This window comes from Streptomyces sp. NPDC054770, assembly GCF_053611985.1.
The window spans coordinates 19,251-41,450 of record NZ_JBSHBL010000077.1 but is presented as its reverse complement, the minus strand read 5'-3'; the positions used below and the strand labels follow the sequence as shown (position 1 = coordinate 41,450).

The following is a 22,200-nucleotide window of genomic DNA, read 5'->3' as shown; positions in this document are numbered from 1 at the left end:
GGAGCTTAGTTGGCCCCGCCGACAGCCTCTCCCCCCGACTGCTCTGTCGAATGGGAGTGCCGGTGGGCTGCGACGCGTTCGCGGGTTGCGCATCCGCGGGAGCAGCAGCGGCGTTCAGGGCCGCTGCCCTCCGAAATGAAGACGTGCTCGAAGCTGGGTGATGCGCAGATCCTGCCGGGTGCTCCCAGGGGGTGTTGTCGTCGCGGTCGAGGTGACGATGCCGGGGGGTGCTTCTGCCGTGCGAGGTCAGGCGGCTAGATCCGGTGTGTTCGTGCAGGAGGCGGTTGAGCATGGTTGCGGCGTCATCGGCGTGCTCCGCGGCGAAGGCCTCTCGCAGCAGGGCGGCAGCCGTGCGCATCGCCTCAGCATCTCGGATCAGCCAGCCGTGTCCGTCGTGGCCGCGCTCATCGTTGGGATCGGTGAAGGGCCCCGAGCGCCCGCCTTCTTCACGGCCCGGCGCCGGGAGGCGCTGGAACGACTCCGCGGGCGATCCTCACCACCGCGCCGGCTCCAAGATCACGGGATTTGCCCCGGGAGCCGCGATCGCCGGACCGGTCGCAACCCGGTCCTGTCCAGGCGCCTTGGTGCTCGCGGCGAGAGTGGTGGTCCTCGTGGCGCTGGGCTTCTTCGCCCTTCCGTCTGCGGCCGTCGATCCGTTCGAGGACCGTGCGCTGTCGGGTTGATCGGACGCGAGCGGTCCACGACCAGTTCGTCCAGCGGCTCGTGCGCTAGGAGCGGCACACTGCGCGGACTGATTGCCCGGGAAGATATACCGCCCGCTCAGCGGCTGTCAGGTCACGGTGGATCGTCCGGCAGATCTTCTTTGCTGCTTGTGCCGGGGTGAGGGATTCCTCGTTCCACAGACGTGCTGTTCTGTCGTCGCTACCGGAAGCCAGATTGTGGCCGTCGGGACTGAACGCCAGCGCTTCGACCTTGTCGCTGTGGCCGGTCAGGGTTTCGCGTGGCTGGCCGGTGGACGTGTCCCACAACCGCACCGTGTCGTCATAACCGCTGGAGGCCAGCGTGCCACCGTCATGGCTGAACGCCACAGTCGTGATGGTGTCGGTGTGGCCGGTCAGGGTGGTGCGGAGTCGCCAGGTCGACGTGTCCCACAACCGCACCGTGCGGTCCCAACTGCCCGACGCCAGGGTACGACCGTCCGGGCTGAAGGCCACTCCCATGACGTAGTCGTCGTGGCCGGTCAGAGTTTCAAGAGGCCGGCCGCCGGCAGCGTCCCACAACCGCACGGTCTTGTCGTCGCTGCCGGAGGCCAGGATGCGACCGTCAGGACTGAACACCACCGACTCGACCACACCAGCGTGCCCCCTCAACGTCATACGAAGACGACCGGATCGCGCATCCCACAGGCGGACCGTCCTGTCGGTACTCCCCGTGGCCAGAGTGCGACCGTCAGGACTGAACACCACCGACAGGATCTTTCCGGTGTGGTCGGTCAGGGTCTTGCGAGGCTGACCGGCAGACATGTCCCACAACCGCACCGTCTCGTCGTAGCTGCCAGAGGCGAGAGTACGGCTGTCGGGGCTGAACGCGATCGCCGAGACGCCGTCGGTGTGGCCGGTCAAGGTGGTGCGGAGTCGCCAGGTCGACGTGTCCCACAACCGCACCGTGCGGTCCCAACTGCCCGACGCCAGGCTGCGACCGTCAGGGCTGAAGGCCAGCGCCATGACCATGTCGGTGTCACCGGTCAGGGTTTTACGGTGGTGGCCGGTGGCCGTGTCCCACAACCGCACCGTCCTGTCCGCGCTCCCCGACGCCACGGTCCGGCCGTCAGGACTGAACGCCACCGACTCGACCATGTCGGAGTGGCCCGTCAAGGTTGTGCGGTGCCGGCCGGTGGCCGTGTCCCACAACCGCACCGTCCTGTCCGCGCTCCCTGACGCCACGGTCCGGCCGTCAGGACTGAACGCGACGGAGAAGACCTTGCCGCTGTGGCCGGTCAGGGTCCTGCGAAGGCGGCCTGTGGCGACATCCCACAATCGCACCGTCCTGTCCGCGCTCCCCGTGGCCAGAGTGCGGCCGTCCGGGCTGAACACCACCGAATGCACCTTGGCGCTGTGGCCGGTCAGCGTTTCGCGAAGGCGGCCGGTGGCCGTATCCCACAACCGCACGGTTTTGTCATAACTGCCGGAGGCCAGAGTACGGCCGTCAGGACTGAACGCCACCGAGTAGACCTTGGCCCTGTGGCCCGTCAGTATGGCGCGAAGACGGCCGGTGGCCACATCCCACAAGCGCACAGGTTTGTCCGCGCTGCTGGTGGCGACTGTCTTGCCGTCGGGACTGAACGCCACCGCCTCGACTTGGCCGACATGGCCGGTGAAGCGACGAAGCAGAGGCATTGCGGCAGCAGCGTAGAGACTCGCCGTGGCCTCGGCGGTTGGACTGAGGCGGTACGCCTGGATGGCGAGCAGCGAGCCGAGATCTGAATTGTTGCCCAGTAGGCCGGCGGACTGGGCCGCGAGTTGCCGGGAGAGCGCGGTCCGCTGGGCGGCGACGGCGGTGAGCCGCTTCTGTTCGCTGTTCTGGTACTGCTTCCAGGCAATGGCTCCTGTGGCCAGGGCAAAGGCGAGCAGGACCGACACCGCGAGACCGAAGAGGCGTAGGCGCCGGGTGTAGCGGGCGGCCGCCTGGTTCTCACGGTCGCGAGCGTCGGCGCTGGCGGTGAGGAAATCATGCTCCAGTGGGGTAAGGCTGCTGTGTGCCGCGGGCGCTGCGAAGGTCTCTTCGGCAGCGGCCAGGCGGGTGCCGCGATACAGCGCGCCGGGATCTCGGCCCAGGGCCTGCCAGGCCGAGGCGGCCTCGGTGAGGTGGCGGTGCTTGCGGATTTGGTCACGGCTGTCCTCAATCCACCCGTGCAGCCGGGGCCAGGCGGTGATCAGAGCCTCATGGGCGAGGTCGACGGTGGTGCCGTCGAGGGTGAGCAGCCGCGCGCGAGCCAGTCGCTCTATGACGGTCGTTGTGTCGGCCGACGGGCCGAGATCGAGTTCGACGTGGTCGACCGGGCGGCGGGTGTCTGGGGTGCCGTCGCCGGGAGTGATCAGCCTTAGCAGAAGACGGCGGACCAGGTCGTGTTGGTCAGGGGGCAAGCTGGTGTAGCAGTCCTCAGCAGTGCGGGCGATGCCACCATGCAGACCGCCGGCCGCGACATATGCCTGCTCGGTGAGAATCCGGCCGTGGCGACGACGCCAGGTCTCCAGCAGGGCGTGCGACAACAGCGGCAGACCGCCCGGTTCGGCCGCGACCTCTCGTAGAAGCCGGTCGGTCAGGGCGCGTTGAACCACCAGGCCGGCGCGCTGGGCCGGTCCAATCACGGCCTGCCGCAGTTCCGCCGGCTCCATGGGGCCGACCAACAGCGTCCCGGCTCGCAGCGCGGCGGCCAGATCGGGATGTTGGGAACAGCGGCCGAAGAAGTCCGCCCGTACCCCGAGCACCACTCGTAATCGTTTGCCGGCATCACGCGCGGCCAGTAGTCGGCCGATGAACTCCTCCCGCTCGCCGGAGTCAGAACAGAGCGTGAACAGCTCCTCGAACTGGTCTACGACCAGCCACGTGTCACCAGGGGTGGAGTCGGCCTCAGCGTCAGTTGGCACCAGCTGGGCGGCATATGTGCGTATCGGGTGCGGTCCTGGTGTGAGGATACGCACCGCCGCCGGTCGGCCGCCCTCTATGTCTCCTCTGCGCAGTCGCGGGATCAATCCGGCTCGCAGCAGTGAGGATTTGCCGCTGCCGGAGGCACCGACCACGGCGCTCACCCTGCAGCGCGAAGCCAACCGCAGCAGATCGGCGGACAGTTGGTCGCGGCCGAAGAACAGCGCCTCGTCTGCGGGTTCATACCGGGCCAGGCCTCGATACGGTGCAGGTGCGTCATCCGGGGCCTGCGGTCGGACCGCAGCTTCCCGGGCAGCGTCACGCCAGCGTTCCTCCCACGTCGCGGCATCGCCGCCGCAGGCCCGGACGTAGGCGAGCATCACCGGAAGGGTGGGCAGCCGCTCCCCTGCCGCCGCCTGGGACAGGGTACTGGCCACGCAGCCGGCATGCTGCGCCATTGCCCGGTAGGTCGGACTGCCGGCCTCCCGCCGAAGCCGGCGCAGTTCGTGTGCAAGCCGTTGCGCCGGTCCGGCACTCGCATCCAGCGGACGTTCCGGACGAGCCACCGGCCGACACCCCTCCCCGCATCCCCACGTCGCTCTCGAATGCCTCGCCATCTCGCAAAGTACGGCACCGGTCCTTCACTGGCCAATGCGCGCCGGGCCCTGGGACGGCTGGTCCCTCGCAGTCAAGGTGCCATCCGGCCGTACGCCGGCCCGGACCCGGACGCCGGCCAGGTCCGGACAACCGCCAGGCCCGAATGACCGCCGTTGCTCCCGGTCCATCGCCGCGTGTCCGAGCAAAGTCGAGTGGGCAATGTGGACGGCGACCCGGGTGGACTCGATGCGCCCGGCACGGCCTGTGCACTGACGCTGCACCCCCACTGTGCCCGTGCCCTTCTGCAGGCCGTGCCGGGCGCATCCACGACCAGCACCGCATCCTCGTGGTGCAGGTGCTCGACGACGAAGCCGCGGATGCGGGATCGCTTCGGCAGGGTGCTTCCCGCCATGGCGTGCGAGACGGTCGAGGATGTGCTGCCCGACCGCACTTCGGAGACCCTCGCGGTGGCCGCACCGATGTCAGGGGGTGCCCTGCTCATCGAGAGCTTGCTGGATCTTGGACCAGAACAGGGGACCGTCTGGGCCGCGAGGATAGAGTTCGCCGAGTCTGTCGTGACACTCGGCGAGCTGCGGCGCGTCCAACACCTCAAGCCACTGGGCCATCCGTCTCTGGATCGACATCATGTCGAACAAGTCGATGTAGTACTGCGGCGAAGGAAGCAGCGGGTGCGGCGACCGGATCGTCCGTGGAAGCCGTCCGGCCCAGGCGGCGGCGTCCCCCAGCATGGAAAGTATCTCGGGTGCCGCGGCCGCGGTGACCGGTTTAGCGGTATCCGCGACCAGGAACACGGTCTCAATGAACTGTTCGACGTCGTACCGCCCTCTGAACAGCACATCGTGCTTGCGGTAAAGATCGACGGCGTGGCGCAAGGCCGGTGCCGCCGCCGGGTCGCCGATGAGGTGCATCGCCCGGCCGTAATGGTCGTATCCGTCAGCCAGGACCTGATGTGGCCAGTCGACCGCATTCTCGTACACCTCGATGGCACGCCCATAGCGTCGGGTGGCCGCCGCGTCGCCGGCCAGCGCATGGACTGAGATATCAGGAGTGATCGAACAGAGTGACTGCGCTCTGCGGTGCTTCCCGGCCGAAGAAGATCTCCAGGTTCTGCGCCGAGCGGCCGGCGGCGTCGCTGCTGCGCAGGAACAGCCGCTCTTCGTAGGCGGTGAGCGCGACCTCGATGTCGAGTTGCTCAACCAGCTCGCTCGCCAGGTCCGCGCCGTCGTACATGGCGAGGTTCGCGCCCTCGCCGGCAAAGGGCGACATCAGATGCGCGGCGTCGCCGACGAGCGTCACGCCGGGCACCCTGTCCCATTTGAGCCCGACGGGAAGGGCATGGATGAGTCGGAGCCACGGTTCCGCATCGCTCTCTGTCACGAAGGCCGTGAGCAGCGGCGACCAGCCATCGAACTCGTCGGCAACTTGACGGAGGCCCGCGGACGGGTCGCCGAAGTCGATCGACCTCATCCACTCCTCGGGCTTGTTCAGCGCCACGTATCCGAGCACGCGCCCGTCGGCGTAGCGATGGGCGATGATGCCTTTGCCCGGTGCGACCGCCATCAGCGTGCCGCTGCCGATCGCGGCCACGCTCGCCCGACAGTTCTGACCGCCTGAGGCGAGAGCGATCTCGATGAAGCAGGTTCCGCTGTAGAGAGGCTTGGCGGGGGTGAGCAGCGGACGCACCTTCGACCAGGCACCGTCCGCGCCGATGACGATGTCGGCGCGCGTGGCGGAACCTTCCGCGAAGGTGAGGTCGTAGCCGCCCTCCACACGGTGCCGGATCGAGGCGAGCTTGTGACCCCACCTGATCGTCCCGGGCGCCAGCGAGTCGATGAGCAGGCGCCTGAGTTCGCCACGGTCCACCTCAGGACGGGCCGAACCGGGGTCCGCAGGCATGTCGAACAGAATCGTGCCGTGGCGGTCGACCACACGCTTGGCGTCCTCGCCCGGGCGGACCAGAGTGAGGAACTCGTCGTACAGACCGGCTGCGCGAAGCGCGACCTGGCCGGTCTCTTCGTGGATGTCGAGCAGGCCGCCCTGCGTACGGGTCGTCGCCGAAGCCTCACCCTCGTAGATCGTCGCGGCGACGCCGTGAGCCTGAAGCACCCGGGCGAGCGTCAACCCGCCCAGTCCCGCTCCGACAATGGCGATGGTCTTCTGCATAGTGCGCTCCTCTGTCGCGCCGGCACTCGCCGACGATGGTCAGTGCCGGGAGCGGACGGGATGCCCGGTCTCAGCAAGGAGACGCTCAACGATCAGAACCATCTGCATCGATGTACGAACGATGTCCTGCGGAGGAACCCGCGGAACACCGCTTTTCGCGACCACAGGACTATAGCTCGGAGTCGGCCTCGCGGTAGCCGGGTCCGCCAACTCTGAGACGCACCGCGCCCGCCGGGCCCATCCTCGACAACCGCCTCGACCGGCTCGGCAGTGCTCGGGGGTGTCGTCGGGGTGCTACCCGGAAAGGTGGCACTCGCCCGCTCCGGTACATCTGGCGCAGACGCCACGGGCAACAACCCGACGCAGCCACTCCCGACGACGGACCGCCGTCGGGCCCACGGAATAGATCACGAAACCAGCCTGGCAGTACTAGGGGCGGATGATCGGATCGAAAGCCGTTGGGGACGAGTGCGTCGTGTGACAGGACCGGCAGGGACGCGTTCGCCGAACTGTGCCGCTTTCAGGGCGAGTTCCACGACCGTCCGGCCGGGCCGAGCGACGAGCTGTTCGAGCCCGCGGACGCGCTGCCGTGCCCGGAGGGACCGGTGAAGACGCCGACCGGGTTGGCGCCGGCGCCCGAGCACCGGCGCGCGCACGACACCGTGTACGGCGGCCTGAACCGGGGCCTCATCGACATCGGCCGGCTGCGGCGCTCCTTGGCTGTTGTGTCGCTGCCGCGGGCTGCGCCTGGCCGGCTGGTCCTGGCCATGGACGTCTCCCATTGGTTGCGTCCCGATGCCGCCACCAGCGACGAGTCCGGTCGATCGCACAGGGTGAATGTCGGCCTCAGGACAGTTTCGCTTGGGGGGCGAAGGCGGGCAGCTTCTCGAGACTGCTGCGCACGGCCTCGGCGCCGTACTCGAACATCTGCCGCTCGTAGTCGTCGACCGCGCTGAGCAGATCCTGGTGGCCTTCGTCGGCCTTGACCAGGCAGCGGCGCAGCAGGTCGGCGTCGCGCAGCGCGGTGTTCGCGCCGTTGCCGCCGGTCGGGGAGGTGGCGTGGATCGCGTCGCCGAGCAGCGTTACCGGGCCGGACGCCCAGCGCTCACCGGGCTCGACCACCCGGATGGACAGCAGCGTGCTGTTGTCCGGATCGGCCTGCTCGATCAGCGCACGCAGCTCCGGGTGCCAACCTTCCATCCTGGACAGCACGGCGTCCTGCGCGGTCAGGTCCCCCAGCGAGCCGTTCGGCGGCAGGATCACGGCCCAGCGCACGTAGTCGCCGATGTCGGGCAGCGTGACTTCGGGGGCCAGTTGCTCGGCGGCCCGCTTCGGCGGGGTACGGAAGCGCATCGCGCCGAGCAGCAGGCTGACACCGTCGCCCGTGATCTTCGAGCCGTAGGCCTTGGACAGGCTGGCGAACTCGTCGGTCAGCGGGGTGCGGCCGATGACGAACCGGACGCCGGTGTCGGTCGGGGTGGTCTGCGGCGACAACACCCCGCGGACCATGGAGGTGACGCCGTCCGCGCCGACGAGCAGGTCGGCGGTGGCCGGGTCGCGGCGGGCGAACCGGGCTTGGACCTTGCCGTCGGCCAGCACGTCGTAGCCGGTCAGCGCGGCATCCGTATGCACGGTGAGGCCGGTCAGCAACAGGTGTCGCAGCACCTGCCGGTCGACCACGATGCCGGTCCGGCCCGCGCCGAGCTTGCCGATCTCGTTCAGCTGCGGGTCCAGGATCAGCTGCTCGGCGGAGGCGTCCATGACGATCTCGTCCAGCAGCGGGTGCCAGCGCGTCGGCAGGCAGTCGCGCACCGCCTGGAAACCGATCGGGTTCAGCACGAGCCGGTAGCCCTGGAACCGTGCGACGATCCCCGGGTCGCGTTCGAACACGTCGGCCTCGATCCCGGCACCACGCAGCCCCTGCGCGAGAGCCAGACCTCCCAGACCGGCCCCGACAACGGAAACTCGCATGACACACCTCCGGATATCGACACGAACTTAGTTCGTTCAGACGATCTAAGTTCTAGTTAACGAACTTAGATCGTGTCAAGCTACAGTGGTCGTCATGTCCGCCGATCCAAGCCAACGCCGCGCAGCTCGCCATGCCCAACCCGCGGGGGAGGTCGCCGCGTCGGGACCACGTAAGAAGCCGATCACCGTAGACCGGATCACCGACGCCGCCCTGGAAGTCGTCGCCACCGAGGGGTATGACGCGCTGACCATCCGCCGGGTCGCCGCCGTGCTCGGCACCGGTCCGTCGTCGCTGTACGCGCACATCGTGAACAAGGACGACATCGACGATCTGCTGATCGGGAGGCTCTACGCCGAGGTCGTGCTCCCCGAACCGGACCCGGCTGCCTGGCGCGAGCAGCTGCTCGCGGTGTACACACAGATCCGCGACCTGTACCTGAAATACCCCGGAGTCTCGCGCGCCGCGCTGGCCACGGTGCCGACCAACCTGGAAACGCTGCGGGTCGGCGAGGGAATCCTGGCGATCCTGCTCGCGGGCGGCATCGAACCGCGGGCGGCCGGATGGGCCCGCGACGCGCTGTCCCTCTACGTCAGCGCCTACGCAATGGAGCAGTCGCTGGTCCAGCAACGGCGCCGGCACCAGGATCAGGAATGGGTGCTCAGCCGCGAGGAGTTGCTGGACCGCTTCACCGCACTGCCTGCCGAGAAATTCCCGCAGACCCGACGCCACGCCGCCGAGCTGATCTCCGGCACCGGACACGACCGCTTCGAGTTCACCCTCGGCCTGCTCATGAACAACCTGCGGCCCGCATCCGGTTGACCTGCGACGTACGGTGGCCACATGGCACCGAGGCGCCCTTCGCGATAGAAGTCGTTCATCCAGACCGCCACGCGCCGGTTCTCCCGGGCTTGCCGGGCACGTCGGAACATCCGCAAAGCATGATGGATGGCCGCGCGCCCAGACCAGAAATCGGCATCCCCCTCAGACCGCAGGGAACAAGCTCAGTAAGTGGACCCCAGCGTCTGCGTCGTGTAGGCGCACTCCGTGTAGATGTAGCCGTAGCGCAGTTTGGCGGTGTCGGAGCCCGGGGTGGCGGTGGTGTCGTTCTTCGGCTTGTGCACGAAGTACGTGGTGCCGGGCGGCAGGCTGATCGTGCGCTGCGGGTAGTTCTTGCCGCTGTCGCTGCACGGCTGCCAGCCGCTGATGAGCGAGCTGGCGAACGAGTACGCCTTGCAGCTGCCGCACGCCTTCAGGGTGAAGCTGCCGGTGACCGGGCCCGTGTACAGGACGGTGATGTCGTCGGGGCTGTCGTTCTTGACGGTCACGGAGATGCCGCCGCCGGAGGAGGTGGTGGGCAGCTTCTTGCCGGCGGCCGGAAGGGTCTGGGCGACCTCGGCGCCGATGACTATCTTCCGGGCCCGGGCGACGTTGCTGTGGTGCGGGTTGTCGGTGACGAACTGCTGCATGGTCTGCTGCGCCTGCTCGAAGTCACCGTCCTTGTACTGCTTGACGCCGCACTCGTACTCCCCCGCGTCACCGCTGCTGTCGGCCCGGGCCGCGACCTTGACCAGGCCGTCGGACCCGGCGCTGCTGCCGTTCGACAGCTGGAGGATCTGGGTGTTCAGGGTGTGCAGGTCCTTGACGGCGGTGCAGGGATCGCTCCCGGAGACGGCCTTCGCCGCCTTCTTCTCGGCGGTGTCCACGGCGGGTACCACCTTGGCGGCCTGGTCCGAGTCGGGGAAGGTGCCCAGCAGGTCGCCGAACTGGGTGACCCAGCCGGTCCCGCCGCTTGTGAGACCGTCCGCCCCGCACTCGTACAACGAGGTGGCCAGCCGGTCGTCGGGCCAGTGAGCGAGCGTGCCGAGCTGGTCCTTGGGGATGGAATCGGGCACCGTCCGCAGGTACTTGAGCGGTTCGACGGCCGAGCAGTAGTCGCGGTGGCTGTAGGCCGCGGCGACCGTCGTGTAGTAGGTCTTCAGGCGGTCGGGGACCTGGGCGGCGGCGCGGGAGCCGGAGTGGTGGACGGCGAGGTCGCGGTAGACGGCCAGGGCGTCCCGGTAGTCGGACTTGGCGGTGGTGAAGTCCTGCCGGCCGGCCGCGGTCACCTGCTGGTCGGCGCGGTCGAGACGGCCGAGGAGGGCGCGTTCGACGGCTTCGTTCTGCGCGCTGTCATACCAGAGCGCGCCGCCCACCGGGACGGCCAGCAGGACGATGCCGAGCACGAGCGCGACGGGTCGCTGTCCCGGCCACACCAGGCGGGTGCGCAGGCCGGCGAACCAGCCGTGGACGGCGGCCAGCAGGAGGAACACGGCGTAGAGGACGAGTGCGGTACCCGATACGCCGTCGGCGTCCGCGGGCAGGGCCACGAGCAGCAGGACGACGGTGGCCGCCAGACACGCGGCCGTCGGGATCCATCTTCGCAGGAGCAGATAGCCGAGGCCGAGGCCGCTCAGGTTGAGCAGGGCGACTGCGGTGGCGCGCAGGGCGTCCGGCGGGGCGGGCGGCGGACTCGCCGGCATGGGCGGCATGGGTGGCGCGGGCGGTACGAAGGGGCCCGGATTCGGGAAACCCTGGCTCGGGAAGCCGTGGCTCGGCGGTCCCTGGTTCGGTAGTTCCTGGTTCGGACCGTACGAGTCCCCGGACATGGCGGCTCCCCCCAATTGCTGCCGAATCCTTATGAATTGACAGCGTACGGCCATACGTGCGAATTCGACAGGGCCCAAGGGCGGTCCGGACGGCCCCGGTCACCCGACGGCGCCGGTCATCCCCCCAGGGATCTCCTGCTCGGCCCAGATGATCTTGCCCTCTCCGGTGTAGCGGGCGCCCCAGCGGTGGGCCAGCTGGGCCACCAGGAAGAGGCCGCGGCCGCCCTCGTCGGTGCTGCGGGCGTGCCGCAGCCGGGGTGCGGTACTGCTGGCGTCGGCGACCTCGCAGGTCAGCCGGGAGTCACGCAACAGCCTCAGCCGGATGGGCGGTTCGGCGTAGCGGATGGCGTTGGTGACCAGTTCGCTGACGATCAGTTCGGTGGTCGTCGCCAGTTCGTCGTAACCCCACGCGGCAACCTGACGGACCGCCTTCGCCCGGACGTCGGCGACGGCGGCCGGATCCACGGGCACGTCCCAGGAGACGATGTGGTCGGCACCCAGGGCGTGGGTGCGGGCCAGCAGCAGGGCGATGTCGTCGGGCTGGGGCACCGGGACCAGCTGCTGCACGGCCGCCGTGCACAGCGTGTCGAGGTCGCTGCCGGGGCTGGCCAGGGCGGAGCGGAGGCGGGCCATGCCCAGTTCGACGTCCTGGTCGGCGCCTTGGATGAGCCCGTCGGTGTACAGGCCGAACAGACTGCCCTCGGCGAGTTCGATCTCGGTGGCCTCGAAGGCCATGCCGCCGAGCCCGAGCGGCGGGCCGGCGGGGATCTCGGGGAAGTGGGCGTGCCCGTCGGGTGACACGACGACCGGGGGCGGGTGTCCGGCCCTGGCCATCGCGCACCGCCGGGTGACGGGGTCGTAGACGGCGTACAGGCAGGTCGCCCCGACGAACGTGTCCGTGCTGCCCTCCACCGCCGCGCCGGCGTTCCCTTCCTCCCCCAGCCGCAGCACCAGGTCGTCGAGGTGGGCGAGGAGTTCGTCGGGGGGCATCTCCATGTCGGCGAGGGTCTGTACGGCGGTGCGCAGCCGGCCCATGCTCGCCGCCGCGGCCAGGCCGTGGCCGACCACGTCGCCGACGACCAGGCCGACCCGGGCGCCGGACAGCGGGATCACGTCGAACCAGTCGCCGCCGACACCGTCCGTCGCGTCCGCCGGCAGGTAGTAGGAGGCCACGTCCAGGGCCGTCCCCCCGGTCAGGGATTGGGGCAGCAGGCTGCGCTGGAGGGTGACGGCCGCCGTGTGCTCCCTGGTGTAGCGGCGGGCGTTGTCGACGCACAGGGCGGCGCGGGCGACCAGTTCCTGGGCGAGCAGGACGTCGTCGGGCTGGAAGGAGAGCGGGTTGACGGAGCGGGCGAACGTGGTGAGACCCAGGGTGGTGTTGCGCGCCCGCATCGGGACCGAGATGAGGGTGTGCAGTCCGAACTCCCGGATGCGGGCCGTCCGCTCGGGCTGGCGGGTGACCCACAAGGGGTCCTCCGGGTCGAGTTCGGGGATGAGGACGGCCTCGCCGCTGATGAGCAGGTCGACGCCGTGCGGCGGGGGCAGGAAGTCCACCGTGTCGCCGATCTGGGCCACGGCCTCGGGGCTGCCCTCGCGCACGGTCCGCAGGGCGGCGCGCCGCATCAGCGGCCGGGCGGGGGCCGGTCCCGCGTCGGTCAGCCAGGCGCCGTGTCCCCCGGCGCTCAGGACCGGCTCCAGGAGGTCGACGATGACGAAGTCGGCGAAGCGGGGAACGGCGAAGTCGGCGAGCTCCTGGGCGGTGCGCAGCACGTCGAGAGTGGTCCCGACGCGGGTGCCGGCCTCGTTGACCAGCGACAGCAGCTGCCGGGCGTTCCAGCGTTCGGTGACGTCGGAGACCATGTAGCAGACGCCCGTCACGGAGTCGTCGGCGTCGACGAGGGGGAAGAAGGACGTCGAGTAGGCGCGCTGGCGGTGCGGATCGGACCAGCTCCAGCCGAGGTACTCGTAGTCGGTGACCGGCTCCCGGGTCGCGAGGACCTTGCGCATCAGGCTCTCGATGGTGCTCCCCTGCAACCCGGGGAGCAGTTCGCTCAGCCGGCGCCCCAGGCGCTGCTCGCGCGGGACACCGCCGAACTGCTCCAGGGTGTCGTTCAGCCAGACGTACCGCAGCTCCAGGTCCATCACGGCCATGCCGATCGGCGAGCGGGTGAGGAAGCCGTCGAGGACGGACTGGCCCACCGTCCACTGCGGGCGCTGCTCGCGCGCCGAGAGCAGGAAGCACTCCGTGCCGGCGATCCGGAAGGACGCGGAGACCCGCAGGTCGACGATGACGGCGCGGCCGTCGTGGTGCCGCACCGGGACGAGCCCGCTCCAGCCCATGCCGGAGCGGCAGCGCTCGGCGACACCGGCGGCACGGGCCGGGTCGACGCGCATGGCGAGCAGCGGCGCCGCGGGGCGGCCCAGCACCGCGGCGGCCGGACGGCCGAGCAGCGCCTCGGCGCCACGGGTCCAGCCGATCACGTCACCCTCGGCCGACAGCACCGCCGCGGCGTCACTGGAGGCGTCCAGGAGGTCGTGCGGCCCCACGGTGGTCGGCACGTCGAAATCTTCTCGGTCTTCTCGCGGAGAATCCATTGGCTACATCCTGTACGTACCCCAATGTTCCTGCTTGTCCGCCCGATGCGCACGGCCCCGCCCGGGCGGCGGAACGGGCCGATGGAGGCGGTGCCGGACACGGTGGGTGAGGTCGTGCGCGGACCGGGGTACCCGGTCTGGAGTTGGGGCGCGCTGCGGGCCCGGGGCAGCATGGAAGGGCCGTGGCATCGGCATCGGCCCGCGAGCCGGTGGAGGTGGTTGAGGGATGGCTACGGGTTCCCTGCGGTCCGGTGACACCGACAGCTCCGGCAGACCGCGTCCGACCGGTCTGCTCGACGTGCTGAGCGTGGCCGCGGTGGCCCTGGACTCACAGGGCCGGATCGTGTTCTGGACCCCGCAGGCCGAGGAGCTCTTCGGCTATTCGGCCGAGGAGGCCCTGGGCGCGTACGCGGCGCGACTGCTCGTGCACCCCGATCATCTGAAAGCTGCGGTGGACCTCTTCATGGAGGTGCTGGAGACCGGGCACAGCTGGGCCGGCGCCTTCCCGGTCCGGCACAAGGACGGCAGCAGCCGGCTGATGGAGTTCCGCACCATGCGGCTGCTGGACGATCTCGGCGACGTCTACGCCCTGGGAATCGTCGCCGACCACACTCTGCTGCAGCGGCTGGAGACCGACCTGGCGCTGTGCGAGCGGCTGATCAGCCAGTCCCCGATCGGCCTGGCCCTGCTCGACCCCGACCTGCACTATCTGCTGGTGAACCCGGCCCTGGAGCGGATCGACGGCGTTCCCGCCGAGGAGCACATCGGCCGCCATCTGCGGGAGACGCTGCCGCTGCCCGACATCGACACCGTGGAATCGGCACTGCACCAGGTGCTCACCACGGGCACCCCGCTGCTCGACCAGTACCACGTGGGCAGGCCGCCCGCCGATCCGGAGCACGAGCACGCCTGGTCACTGTCGTTCTACCGCCTCGAGGATCCCGGCGGCCGGGTGCTGGGCGCGGCGATCTCGGTCGTCGACGTGACAGAACGGCACCGCGCGGCCGCCGAGGCCGACCGGGCCCGGCGCCGCCTCGCCCTGATCGCCGACGCCTCGGCCCGGGTGGGCACCTCGCTGGAGGTGGAGCGCACGGCGCACGAGCTGGCCGAGATCGCCACCCCGGTGCTCGCGGACGTGGTCGCCGTCGACGTGCTGGACGCGGCGCTGGCCCTGCGCCGCTCGCGCCGCCCGGACAACGGCCCGGAGCTGTTCCGGGCCCTCGCCCTCGAGGCGGCCCATCCCACGGTCGCCCTGCGGGCCGCCGACCCGCCCGGCGACCTCGCCGCCTATGACGGCGACCGGCTGGTCACCCTGTGCGTGCACACCGGCCGCCCGGTGCTGGTCCCGCAGGTCGGCCGGCACGACCTGCCGCGCATCGCCCGCAGCCCGGAGGCCGGCGCCCTGCTGGAGCAGGCGGGCGTGCACTCGTATCTCGCGGTGCCGCTGATCGCGCACGGTGAGGTGCTCGGCGTCCTGGACCTCAAACGGACCCGCAATCCGCTCCCCTTCGACGAGGACGACGTCGTCCTCGCCAGCGAGCTGGCCGGCCGGGCGGCCGTGGCCATCGACAACGCCCGCTGGTTCCAGAGCGTCCGCAACACCGCCCTCACCCTCCAGCGCAGCCTCCTGCCCGAGCACCCGCCCGAGCACACCGGTCTCGAACTGGCCTCCCGCTACGAACCGGCCCAGGCGACGAGCGAGGTGGGCGGCGACTGGTACGACGTGATCCCGCTGTCGCAGGACAGGACCGCACTGGTCGTCGGCGACGTGATGGGCAACGGCATCGACGCGGCCGCCACCATGGGCCGGCTGCGCACCGCCACCTGCGCCTACGCGGATCTGGAGCTGCCCCCGGCCGCGGTGCTCCGGCATCTGGACAAGATCACCTGCGATCTGGAGCACTACATCGTCACCTGTCTGTACGCGGTGTACGACCCCCACACCCGGCGCTGCGAGATGGCCAACGCGGGCCACATGCCGCCCGCGCTGGTGCACGCCGGCCGGCCGCCGGCCCTGCTGGAGCTGCCGGCGGCCGCGCCGCTCGGCGTCGGCGGTGTTCCCTTCGAGACCACGACGGTCGGTCTCGACGCGGGTGACCTGCTGGTGCTGTACACCGACGGCCTGGTGGAGACCCGCCGACACCCCATCGACGACCGCCTCGACGTCCTCCTCGGCTTCCTCGACGAGCCCCAACGCCCCCTGGAGGAGACCTGCGACCTGCTCCTGCACGGCCTGCGCCACCCCGACGACCACGACGACGTCGCACTTCTGGTAGCGCGGGCGCTTTAGCGCCCCGTAAGGGGCGCGGGGAACTGCGCGACCAGCCACAGCGGCGCCGCAGACGAACGACGGCAGACCGCGGCGTTCACTACGAACCGCAACACTCCGCCCGACAGAAGCAAGACGCCCTGATCGGCACATCCGCGACAGCCCCCGCAAGCTTCAGCTGCTGCGCCACGATCCCCGCCTCGCCCTCCCTGCCGAGCCGCCGGAGGCACTCGTGGAAGCCGTGCAGAGCCCAGACGTTCCCCGGGTGCTGCAACGGCCGGGGCAGGGTGTCGTCCAGGCCCAGGTCGGCACGGTAGACCGCCTCGGCCTCGGCGACCCGGCCGCGTTCGAGCAGCAGGGCGCCATAGGCGTGCCGGGTGGGCTGCATCCAGCCCCAGGGTTCGTCGTAGGGGAGGTTGTCGTCCAGCTCGACCGACCGGCGCAGCTCGGTGAAGGCCGTGTCGTAGTCGCCCCTGCGGTAGGCGAGTTCGCCGTCGAGCATGGCCGAGGCGATCGCCAGGATGTCGGTGCAGGTGTTGTTGAACAGCATGCGGGTCTCCGGGACCGCTGCGACCGCGTCCCGGAAGCGGGAACGCTCGGCCTCGGCTTCGGGGACCCGGCCGGTGGCCGCGTGTGCGACCCCGCGCGCGTAGTGCAGCATCGCGGTGCTCACGCAGTACAGCAGGGGGTCGGCGGGCAGCGGCAGCCGCAGGATGTCGTCCCAGCGGCCGAAACGGACCAGCACATGCACCCGCATGGCCAGGAAGCCCTCCAGCCAGTCGGCCATCGGCGGGCTCTGCACGCGCAGCAGTTCTTCCGGTACGGCGGCTTCGAGCCGTGCGGCGATGGCGAGGGCGTCCTGGAGGCGGCCCAGGAACATCGCGCCGTAGATGCCGAAGTGCAGGTTGTGGCAGCGGTAGAGGGTGTAGAAGTTCATCGCGCCCTCGCGGGCGTGGTACTTCTCGTCGGCGGCGACGGCCGCGGCGTTGTCGGACACGACGCGCCGGTAGTCGCCGCAGAGGACCTCCAGGTGCGAGGGCATGTGCCGGAGATGCCCGGCGTCGGGCACCAGGTCGCGCAGTAGATCGGCGACGGGCAGGGCGGTCTCGGGCGTGGGCGACATCTCCATCAGGTGGATGTAGAGGTGCAGCAGCCCGGGGTGTCTGGTGCCCGCCTCGGCCGCGAGGGCCCGCTCCAGCACGGTCCGCGCCTCCTCGGTGCGGGCCCCGTCGGCCGGCCGGCCGCTACGGATGTCCCAGAGCTGCCAGGGGGTGAGGTTCATCAGCGCGTCCGCGTAGAGGGTCGCGACGTCGAGGTCGTCGGGCGCCAGTTCGTACGCGGTCCGCAGGCTGTCGGCGTAGGCGGTGTTCCAGACCGAGCAGGCCGCCGCGTCCGGCGCCGTGGCCTGCGGGTAGCGGGCGCGCAGCGCCTCGATCAGGGCGCGTTCGACGGGTGTCGCTTGCACGGCCTTGGCGTGGGCGCGTTCCACGGCGGCGTGCGTGCGCTCCACGGTGCGCGTCAGGTCCTCCTCGTCGAAGAACTCCCAGGGTTTGTTGTAGTTGGGGCCGAGGGCGTAGGCCACGCCCCAGTCGGCCATGGCGCAGTCCGGGTCCGCCGCGCCGGCCGCCTCGAAACAGCGGACGGCCTCCTCGTGGTTGAAGGCGTAGGTCCAGTTCAGGCCCCGGTCGAACCAGGTCTGCGCCTCGGGGGACGACGTCGTCACGCGCCGGCTGTGACTGCCCAGGTCGTAGTAGTCCACGGCGACGAACCTACCGACGCGGACCGGACCGATGATTCCCGTTCATCCGAAGTCATGAGAGGGGCGCGGCGGTTGACGGACCCCGCCGCGCCGCTCGGCGCCGCTGGTGGCGGCTCGCGCCGTGGTCGGTCAGGGTGCGACCGCGCGTCCGGTCTGCGGGGAGATCCGTCCTGAGCACAGCCCCTTGGCCGCCAGGGTCTGTGCGATGCGCGGGATCGCGGCCAGGGTGTTGGCCGGCCACTCGTGCATGAGGATGATCTGGCCGCTGGTGAGCCGGGCGACGGCGGCCACGATCGCGTCGGTGCTCGCGCCGTTCCAGTCCTGCGAGTCGACGTCCCAGATGATCTCGGTGAGCCCGTACTTGGCCTCGACCGCTCGCACGGTCGCGTTGGTCTCGCCGTACGGCGGCCGGAACAGGACCGGTGTCCCGCCGCCGGCGGCCGCGATGGCCGACTGGGTGCGGGAGATCTCGGAGTCGATCTGGGCCTGGGTCTCCTGGGTCAGGTGCGGGTGGGTGTAGCTGTGGTCGCCGACCCACATGCCCGCGGTGACCTGGGCCTTGACCTGGGCCGGGTAGGCGGCCGCGTACTGGCCCTCGTTGAACATGGTGGCCCGCAGTCCGTTCGCCTTAAGCGCGCTGAGCAGGCCCGGGGTGTGGGCGGTGGACGGCCCGTCGTCGAAGGTGAGTCCGACGTAGCCGGCACAGGTGGCGGAGTGGGCGGGGGCCGCGCCGACGGCGAGGGTGCCCGCGGCGGCCAGCGCGACGGCGGCGGCGGTCGCCACCAGGGGACGTAACGAGCGCTCCGGCACGGCACTCATCACGCCACCGTGATGTTGGAGCTGCCGCTGCTCTGGTAGCCCTCGGTCGCGAGGATCTGGTAGTAGCTGAAGCTGCCGAGGGACATGCCGGCCCTGCCCCAGGCGTCGAAGTGGTTGCCGGTGGTGATGGTGCCGCCGGTCCGCTTGGCCTGGCGGACGCTCCAGTACTGGTTGAAGGTCTTGGTGCCTTCGACGGACGGGGCGTTGTACCGCGTCGTCAGGTAGATGTCGTAGGTGCCGCCGTCGCTGGTGACGCTGCCCTTGTACGTTCCGGTGGGCCGGTAGGTGCCCCAGTTGTCGACGATGTAGTACTCGACGAGCGGGTTCGAGGTCCAGCCGTAGAGGGACAGGTAGCCGTTGCCGGAGGGGCTGAAGCTGCCCGAGTAGGTCACGTTCCGGCGGGCGCCGGTGCTCCAGCCCTTGCCGCAGACGAAGTTGCCGGTGTTGCTCCAGCTGGTGCCGTAGTTGCCGGCGGAGCCCAGGGTCATGGAGACGGTGCCCTGCGCGTCGGTCCAGAACGAGTAGTAGTAGCCGTTGTTGGTGCCGGTCTGGTTCGTGGTGACGACCGTGGCGGCCCGGGCGGTGCCGGGCAGGGCAAGCCCGGCGGCGGCGCCCAGCAGCAGGGCGCCGGCACTCCTGCGGCTCAGGGCGTGGTCGAGCGGGTTCATGGGATGCCTCCTCGTGTGGCCTGTGCGGGTGTGGCCTGGTGGGGAGTTTTGGTCTGGCCATGTCACCTGTCAACGGTTTCGGTAATTATTTCGAAACCTTCGATGTGATCGACGAACCGTTTTCCCAGATGGGACATCTGATTCACGAATCAGAGATCGATACCACCAGGAGCGAGCAGATATGAGATCCATTCATTGACTGCCCGAACTCCGAATGTTTCGACGCCTGGCGCGAATGCTTCTGCGGGGCTGGAACATGCCGCTGAGTGGAGCAATCACCGGCGTGCCGGGCGGTGGCCCGGGAGGCTTGGCGTCTTGTCCAGATTCGTATGCCAGGAGTCCCGGGTGAGGCACGACGGTCGCAACCCACCAATGCCCGCGCCGCCCCCCGCGTGGATGCGCTGGCTACCGGTCCTGTACGTCGCCGGCGTCCTGCTGATCGAACCGGTCACCCCCGTCGAGTGGCCGGTGAGTTTCGTACTGATCGCCCTGCCCCTGGTGACCGCCTTCGCACACCCGCCCGTCATCGTCGCCGTCGCCACCGCCTTCGCCGTCGGGCTCGAACTTTTACTGGCCGGAACCCCGTGCTGTGCGGGGCGCTCCGTCGGCTACATCTGGGAGCGGCACTACGTGGCCGCCTACATCTGTACGGCCCTGGTGGGAGCCCTGGGCACGATTCTGGCGGCGCACCGGACCCGCAGGGAACGCACCCTGGCCGATGTCCGGTTCGTGGCCGAGATCGCGCAGCGCGTGCTGCTCAGACCGGTCCCGCACCGGATCGGGAACCTGCTGCTGGAGAGCTTCTACCTGTCCGCCGCCGCGGAGGCACGGATCGGCGGCGACCTCTTCGAGGCCGTGCCCACCGCCCACGGGGTGCGGCTGCTCATCGGGGACGTGCGCGGCAAGGGACTGCTCGCGGTGGAGACCGCGGCGGCGATGCTGGGCGCGTTCCGGGAGGCCGCGCACGACGAACCCGACCTGCGTGCCCTGGTGGAGCGGGTGGACGTCAGCATGACGCGCCGGGCCGACCGGCTGGGCGGGACCGAGCTGGGCGAGCGGTTCGTCACGGCCGTCTTCGCCGAGGTCCCCGAGGCCGAGAGGGTCGTCCGCATCCTCAACTGCGGCCACCCGCCGCCGCTGCTCATCCGCCCCGGCGAGGTGCGCGAGCTGGACCGGGGGCAGCCGGGTCCGCCGCTGAACCTCGGCATGCTGGTCGGGGATCCCTACCGTGTCGACACCTACTCCTTCGGCCCCGGCGACCAGCTGCTGCTGTACACGGACGGCGTCACGGAGACCCGGGATCCGGCCGGCTCCTTCTATCCCCTGCTCCAACGGCTGCGTTCCTGGGGCCCGATGCCGCCGCCGGAGCTGCTGGAACGGCTCCATCAGGACCTGCTGGACTACAGCCACGACCAGCTCCAGGACGACACCGCCGCCCTCACCGCCTTCCTGCTGCCCGAGGGGGCGGCGGACGCGGCCGGGGGCGGCCAGGACGACACGGTCACCGGGAACTTCGGCGAGCCACCGCCGGTCAGAGAAAGCTGACGCCCTGGGCCAGGGTGAGTTCGCCGGAGTAGTTGACCGTGTTGGTCGCGGAGCGCATGTACGACTTCCAGGCGTCGGAGCCGGACTCGCGGCCCCCGCCGGTGTCCTTCTCGCCGCCGAAGGCGCCGCCGATCTCGGCTCCGGAGGTGCCGATGTTGACGTTGGCGATGCCGCAGTCGGAGCCGGCCGCGGAGAGGAAGACCTCGGCCTCGCGCTGGTCGCGGGTGAAGATGCTGGACGACAGGCCCTGCGGGACGTCGTTGTGGAGTGCGATCGCCTCGTCGAGGGTGTCGTAGGTGAGGACGTACAGGATCGGGGCGAAGGTCTCCTCGCGTACGACGTCGGTCTGTTCGTCGACGCGGACCAGGACGGGCTCGGTGTAGGCCGCCGCGGGTGCCGCCTCGGCCAGCCGCCGGTTCCCGCCGGCCAGGACCTTGCCGCCCTCGGCCCGGACGCGGGTGAGGGCGTGCTGCATGCGGTCGAGGGCGTCGGTGGTGATGAGCGGCCCGACCAGTGTCGTGTCGTCGAACGGGTTGCCGACGGGGAGCTTGCCGTAGACGGCGGTCAGGCGATCGGTGAGGGTGTCGGCGATGTCGCGGTGGACGATGAGCCGGCGCAGGGTGGTGCAGCGCTGGCCGGCCGTGCCGGCCGCGGCGAAGACGATGCTCTGGACGGCGAGGTCGAGGTCGGCGGAGGGGGCGACGATCGCGGCGTTGTTGCCGCCGAGCTCCAGCAGGCTGCGGCCGAAGCGGGCGGCCACGCGCGGGCCGACCTCGCGGCCCATGCGGGTGGAGCCGGTGGCGCTGACGAGGGCCACCCGGGGGTCGTCGACGAGTCGCTCGCCGACCGCGCGGTCACCGAGCAGCAGGCGGTGCACGTCGCGCGGGGCGCCGGTCTCCTCGGCGGCCCGGACCAGCAGGTGGTGGCAGGCGACGGCGGTCAGCGGGGTGAGTTCCGAGGGCTTCCAGACCACGGTGTCGCCGCAGACCAGGGCGACGGCGGTGTTCCAGGACCAGACGGCCACGGGGAAGTTGAAGGCGGAGACGACGCCGACCACGCCGAGCGGGTGCCAGGTCTCGGCCAGGCGGTGGCCGGGGCGTTCGGAGGCGATCGTACGGCCGTACAGCTGGCGGGACAGGCCGACCGCGAAGTCGCAGATGTCGATCATCTCCTGGACCTCGCCGAGCGCCTCGGAGCGGATCTTGCCCGCCTCGACGGTGACCAGGTCGGCCAGGTCGCCCTTGTGCTCGCGCAGCAGCTCCCCGAGGCGGCGCACCAGGTCGCCACGGCGCGGGGCGGGGGTGGTGCGCCAGGTCAGGAAGGCGGCACGGGCGGCCGTGAGGGCTTCTTCGACGTCGTCGGCGGTGGCCGCCCGCAGCCCGAAGAGGTGCTCGCCGGTGACGGGGGTGCGGGCCGGGAGGCCGTCGCCCTCGGCCACCTCCGCACCGATGTTCCGCAGACAGGTCCGGGCGCGGGCGCGCAGTTCGTCCGTGGTGGGCAGCGCGGTGCTGGTCATCCTGGTCCTCCAGGGGGTGGGGGGG

14 protein-coding genes and 1 pseudogene are annotated in these 22,200 nt (G+C 70.3%); 4 read left to right on the top strand and 11 right to left on the bottom strand.

Annotated elements, in window-relative coordinates; all coding sequences use genetic code 11:
• Positions 1 to 5: 5 nt before the first annotated feature.
• The 4 genes from ACWGKQ_RS41905 to ACWGKQ_RS41890 all read right to left on the bottom strand — a co-directional run bounded on the left by ACWGKQ_RS41905 (position 6) and on the right by ACWGKQ_RS41890 (position 6,387).
• A complete protein-coding gene (locus ACWGKQ_RS41905; RefSeq protein ID WP_453297297.1) occupies positions 6 to 137 on the bottom strand; it encodes a hypothetical protein in 132 nt (43 codons plus the stop codon).
• Positions 138 to 728: 591 nt separating this feature from the next.
• The gene (locus tag ACWGKQ_RS41900; protein ID WP_453297287.1) at positions 729 to 4,223 is read right to left on the bottom strand and encodes an nSTAND1 domain-containing NTPase; all 3,495 of its coding nucleotides are present in this window, start codon (positions 4,221 to 4,223) and stop codon (positions 729 to 731) included.
• Between the two features lie 462 nt (positions 4,224 to 4,685).
• Entirely contained in the window at positions 4,686 to 5,132 is a 447-nt protein-coding gene (locus tag ACWGKQ_RS41895) for a hypothetical protein (RefSeq protein WP_453297286.1), read from the bottom strand.
• A gap of 133 nt (positions 5,133 to 5,265) precedes the next feature.
• Positions 5,266 to 6,387 carry an FAD-dependent oxidoreductase gene (locus ACWGKQ_RS41890; protein ID WP_453297285.1) on the bottom strand — a complete coding sequence of 374 codons (1,122 nt, stop codon included), beginning with the start codon at positions 6,385 to 6,387 and terminating at the stop codon, positions 5,266 to 5,268.
• A gap of 605 nt (positions 6,388 to 6,992) precedes the next feature.
• Between ACWGKQ_RS41890 and ACWGKQ_RS41885 the strand changes: the two genes are divergently transcribed.
• Positions 6,993 to 7,343: a transposase gene (locus ACWGKQ_RS41885; protein ID WP_453297296.1), complete on the top strand. Its 351-nt coding sequence runs from the start codon at positions 6,993 to 6,995 to the stop codon at positions 7,341 to 7,343.
• Here the strand turns inward: ACWGKQ_RS41885 and ACWGKQ_RS41880 are convergent.
• Positions 7,234 to 8,358: an FAD-dependent oxidoreductase gene (locus tag ACWGKQ_RS41880; RefSeq protein ID WP_453297284.1), complete on the bottom strand. Its 1,125-nt coding sequence runs from the start codon at positions 8,356 to 8,358 to the stop codon at positions 7,234 to 7,236. The two genes, ACWGKQ_RS41885 and ACWGKQ_RS41880, sit on opposite strands and share 110 nt — an antisense overlap.
• A 94-nt stretch (positions 8,359 to 8,452) precedes the next feature.
• Here ACWGKQ_RS41880 and ACWGKQ_RS41875 point away from each other — a divergent pair, with 94 nt between their 5' ends.
• Positions 8,453 to 9,178, top strand: coding sequence for a TetR/AcrR family transcriptional regulator (locus tag ACWGKQ_RS41875; RefSeq protein ID WP_453297295.1), 726 nt, complete (start codon positions 8,453 to 8,455; stop codon positions 9,176 to 9,178).
• A gap of 182 nt (positions 9,179 to 9,360) precedes the next feature.
• Here ACWGKQ_RS41875 and ACWGKQ_RS41870 read toward each other — a convergent pair whose 3' ends face one another.
• Entirely contained in the window at positions 9,361 to 10,878 is a 1,518-nt protein-coding gene (locus ACWGKQ_RS41870; RefSeq protein WP_453297283.1) for a hypothetical protein, read from the bottom strand.
• Between the two features lie 225 nt (positions 10,879 to 11,103).
• Positions 11,104 to 13,599, bottom strand: a complete 2,496-nt coding sequence (locus ACWGKQ_RS41865; RefSeq protein WP_453297282.1) for a SpoIIE family protein phosphatase — start codon at positions 13,597 to 13,599, stop codon at positions 11,104 to 11,106.
• A 226-nt stretch (positions 13,600 to 13,825) separates the two neighbouring features.
• Between ACWGKQ_RS41865 and ACWGKQ_RS41860 the strand changes: the two genes are divergently transcribed.
• Entirely contained in the window at positions 13,826 to 15,889 is a 2,064-nt protein-coding gene (locus ACWGKQ_RS41860; protein ID WP_453297281.1) for a SpoIIE family protein phosphatase, read from the top strand.
• Between the two features lie 79 nt (positions 15,890 to 15,968).
• Here ACWGKQ_RS41860 and ACWGKQ_RS41855 read toward each other — a convergent pair whose 3' ends face one another.
• The 3 genes and pseudogenes from ACWGKQ_RS41855 to ACWGKQ_RS41845 all read right to left on the bottom strand — a co-directional run bounded on the left by ACWGKQ_RS41855 (position 15,969) and on the right by ACWGKQ_RS41845 (position 19,114).
• Complete coding sequence (locus ACWGKQ_RS41855; RefSeq protein ID WP_453297280.1) at positions 15,969 to 17,627, bottom strand: hypothetical protein; 1,659 nt, start codon at positions 17,625 to 17,627, stop codon at positions 15,969 to 15,971.
• Positions 17,628 to 17,759: 132 nt separating this feature from the next.
• A pseudogene (locus tag ACWGKQ_RS41850) lies at positions 17,760 to 18,446 on the bottom strand (polysaccharide deacetylase family protein); the annotation flags it as partial.
• On the bottom strand, positions 18,446 to 19,114 hold the full coding sequence (locus tag ACWGKQ_RS41845; RefSeq protein ID WP_453297279.1) for a glycoside hydrolase family 11 protein: 669 nt from the start codon (positions 19,112 to 19,114) through the stop codon (positions 18,446 to 18,448). The pseudogene ACWGKQ_RS41850 and the gene ACWGKQ_RS41845, both read right to left, overlap by 1 nt.
• Before the next feature lie 372 nt (positions 19,115 to 19,486).
• On the opposite strand from ACWGKQ_RS41845, the gene ACWGKQ_RS41840 reads away from it, so the two are divergent.
• The gene (locus tag ACWGKQ_RS41840) at positions 19,487 to 20,659 is read left to right on the top strand and encodes a PP2C family protein-serine/threonine phosphatase (RefSeq protein ID WP_453297278.1); all 1,173 of its coding nucleotides are present in this window, start codon (positions 19,487 to 19,489) and stop codon (positions 20,657 to 20,659) included.
• Here the strand turns inward: ACWGKQ_RS41840 and amaB are convergent.
• Entirely contained in the window at positions 20,646 to 22,175 is a 1,530-nt protein-coding gene (gene amaB / locus ACWGKQ_RS41835) for an L-piperidine-6-carboxylate dehydrogenase (RefSeq protein WP_453297277.1), read from the bottom strand. The two genes, ACWGKQ_RS41840 and amaB, sit on opposite strands and share 14 nt — an antisense overlap.
• Positions 22,176 to 22,200: the final 25 nt, after the last annotated feature.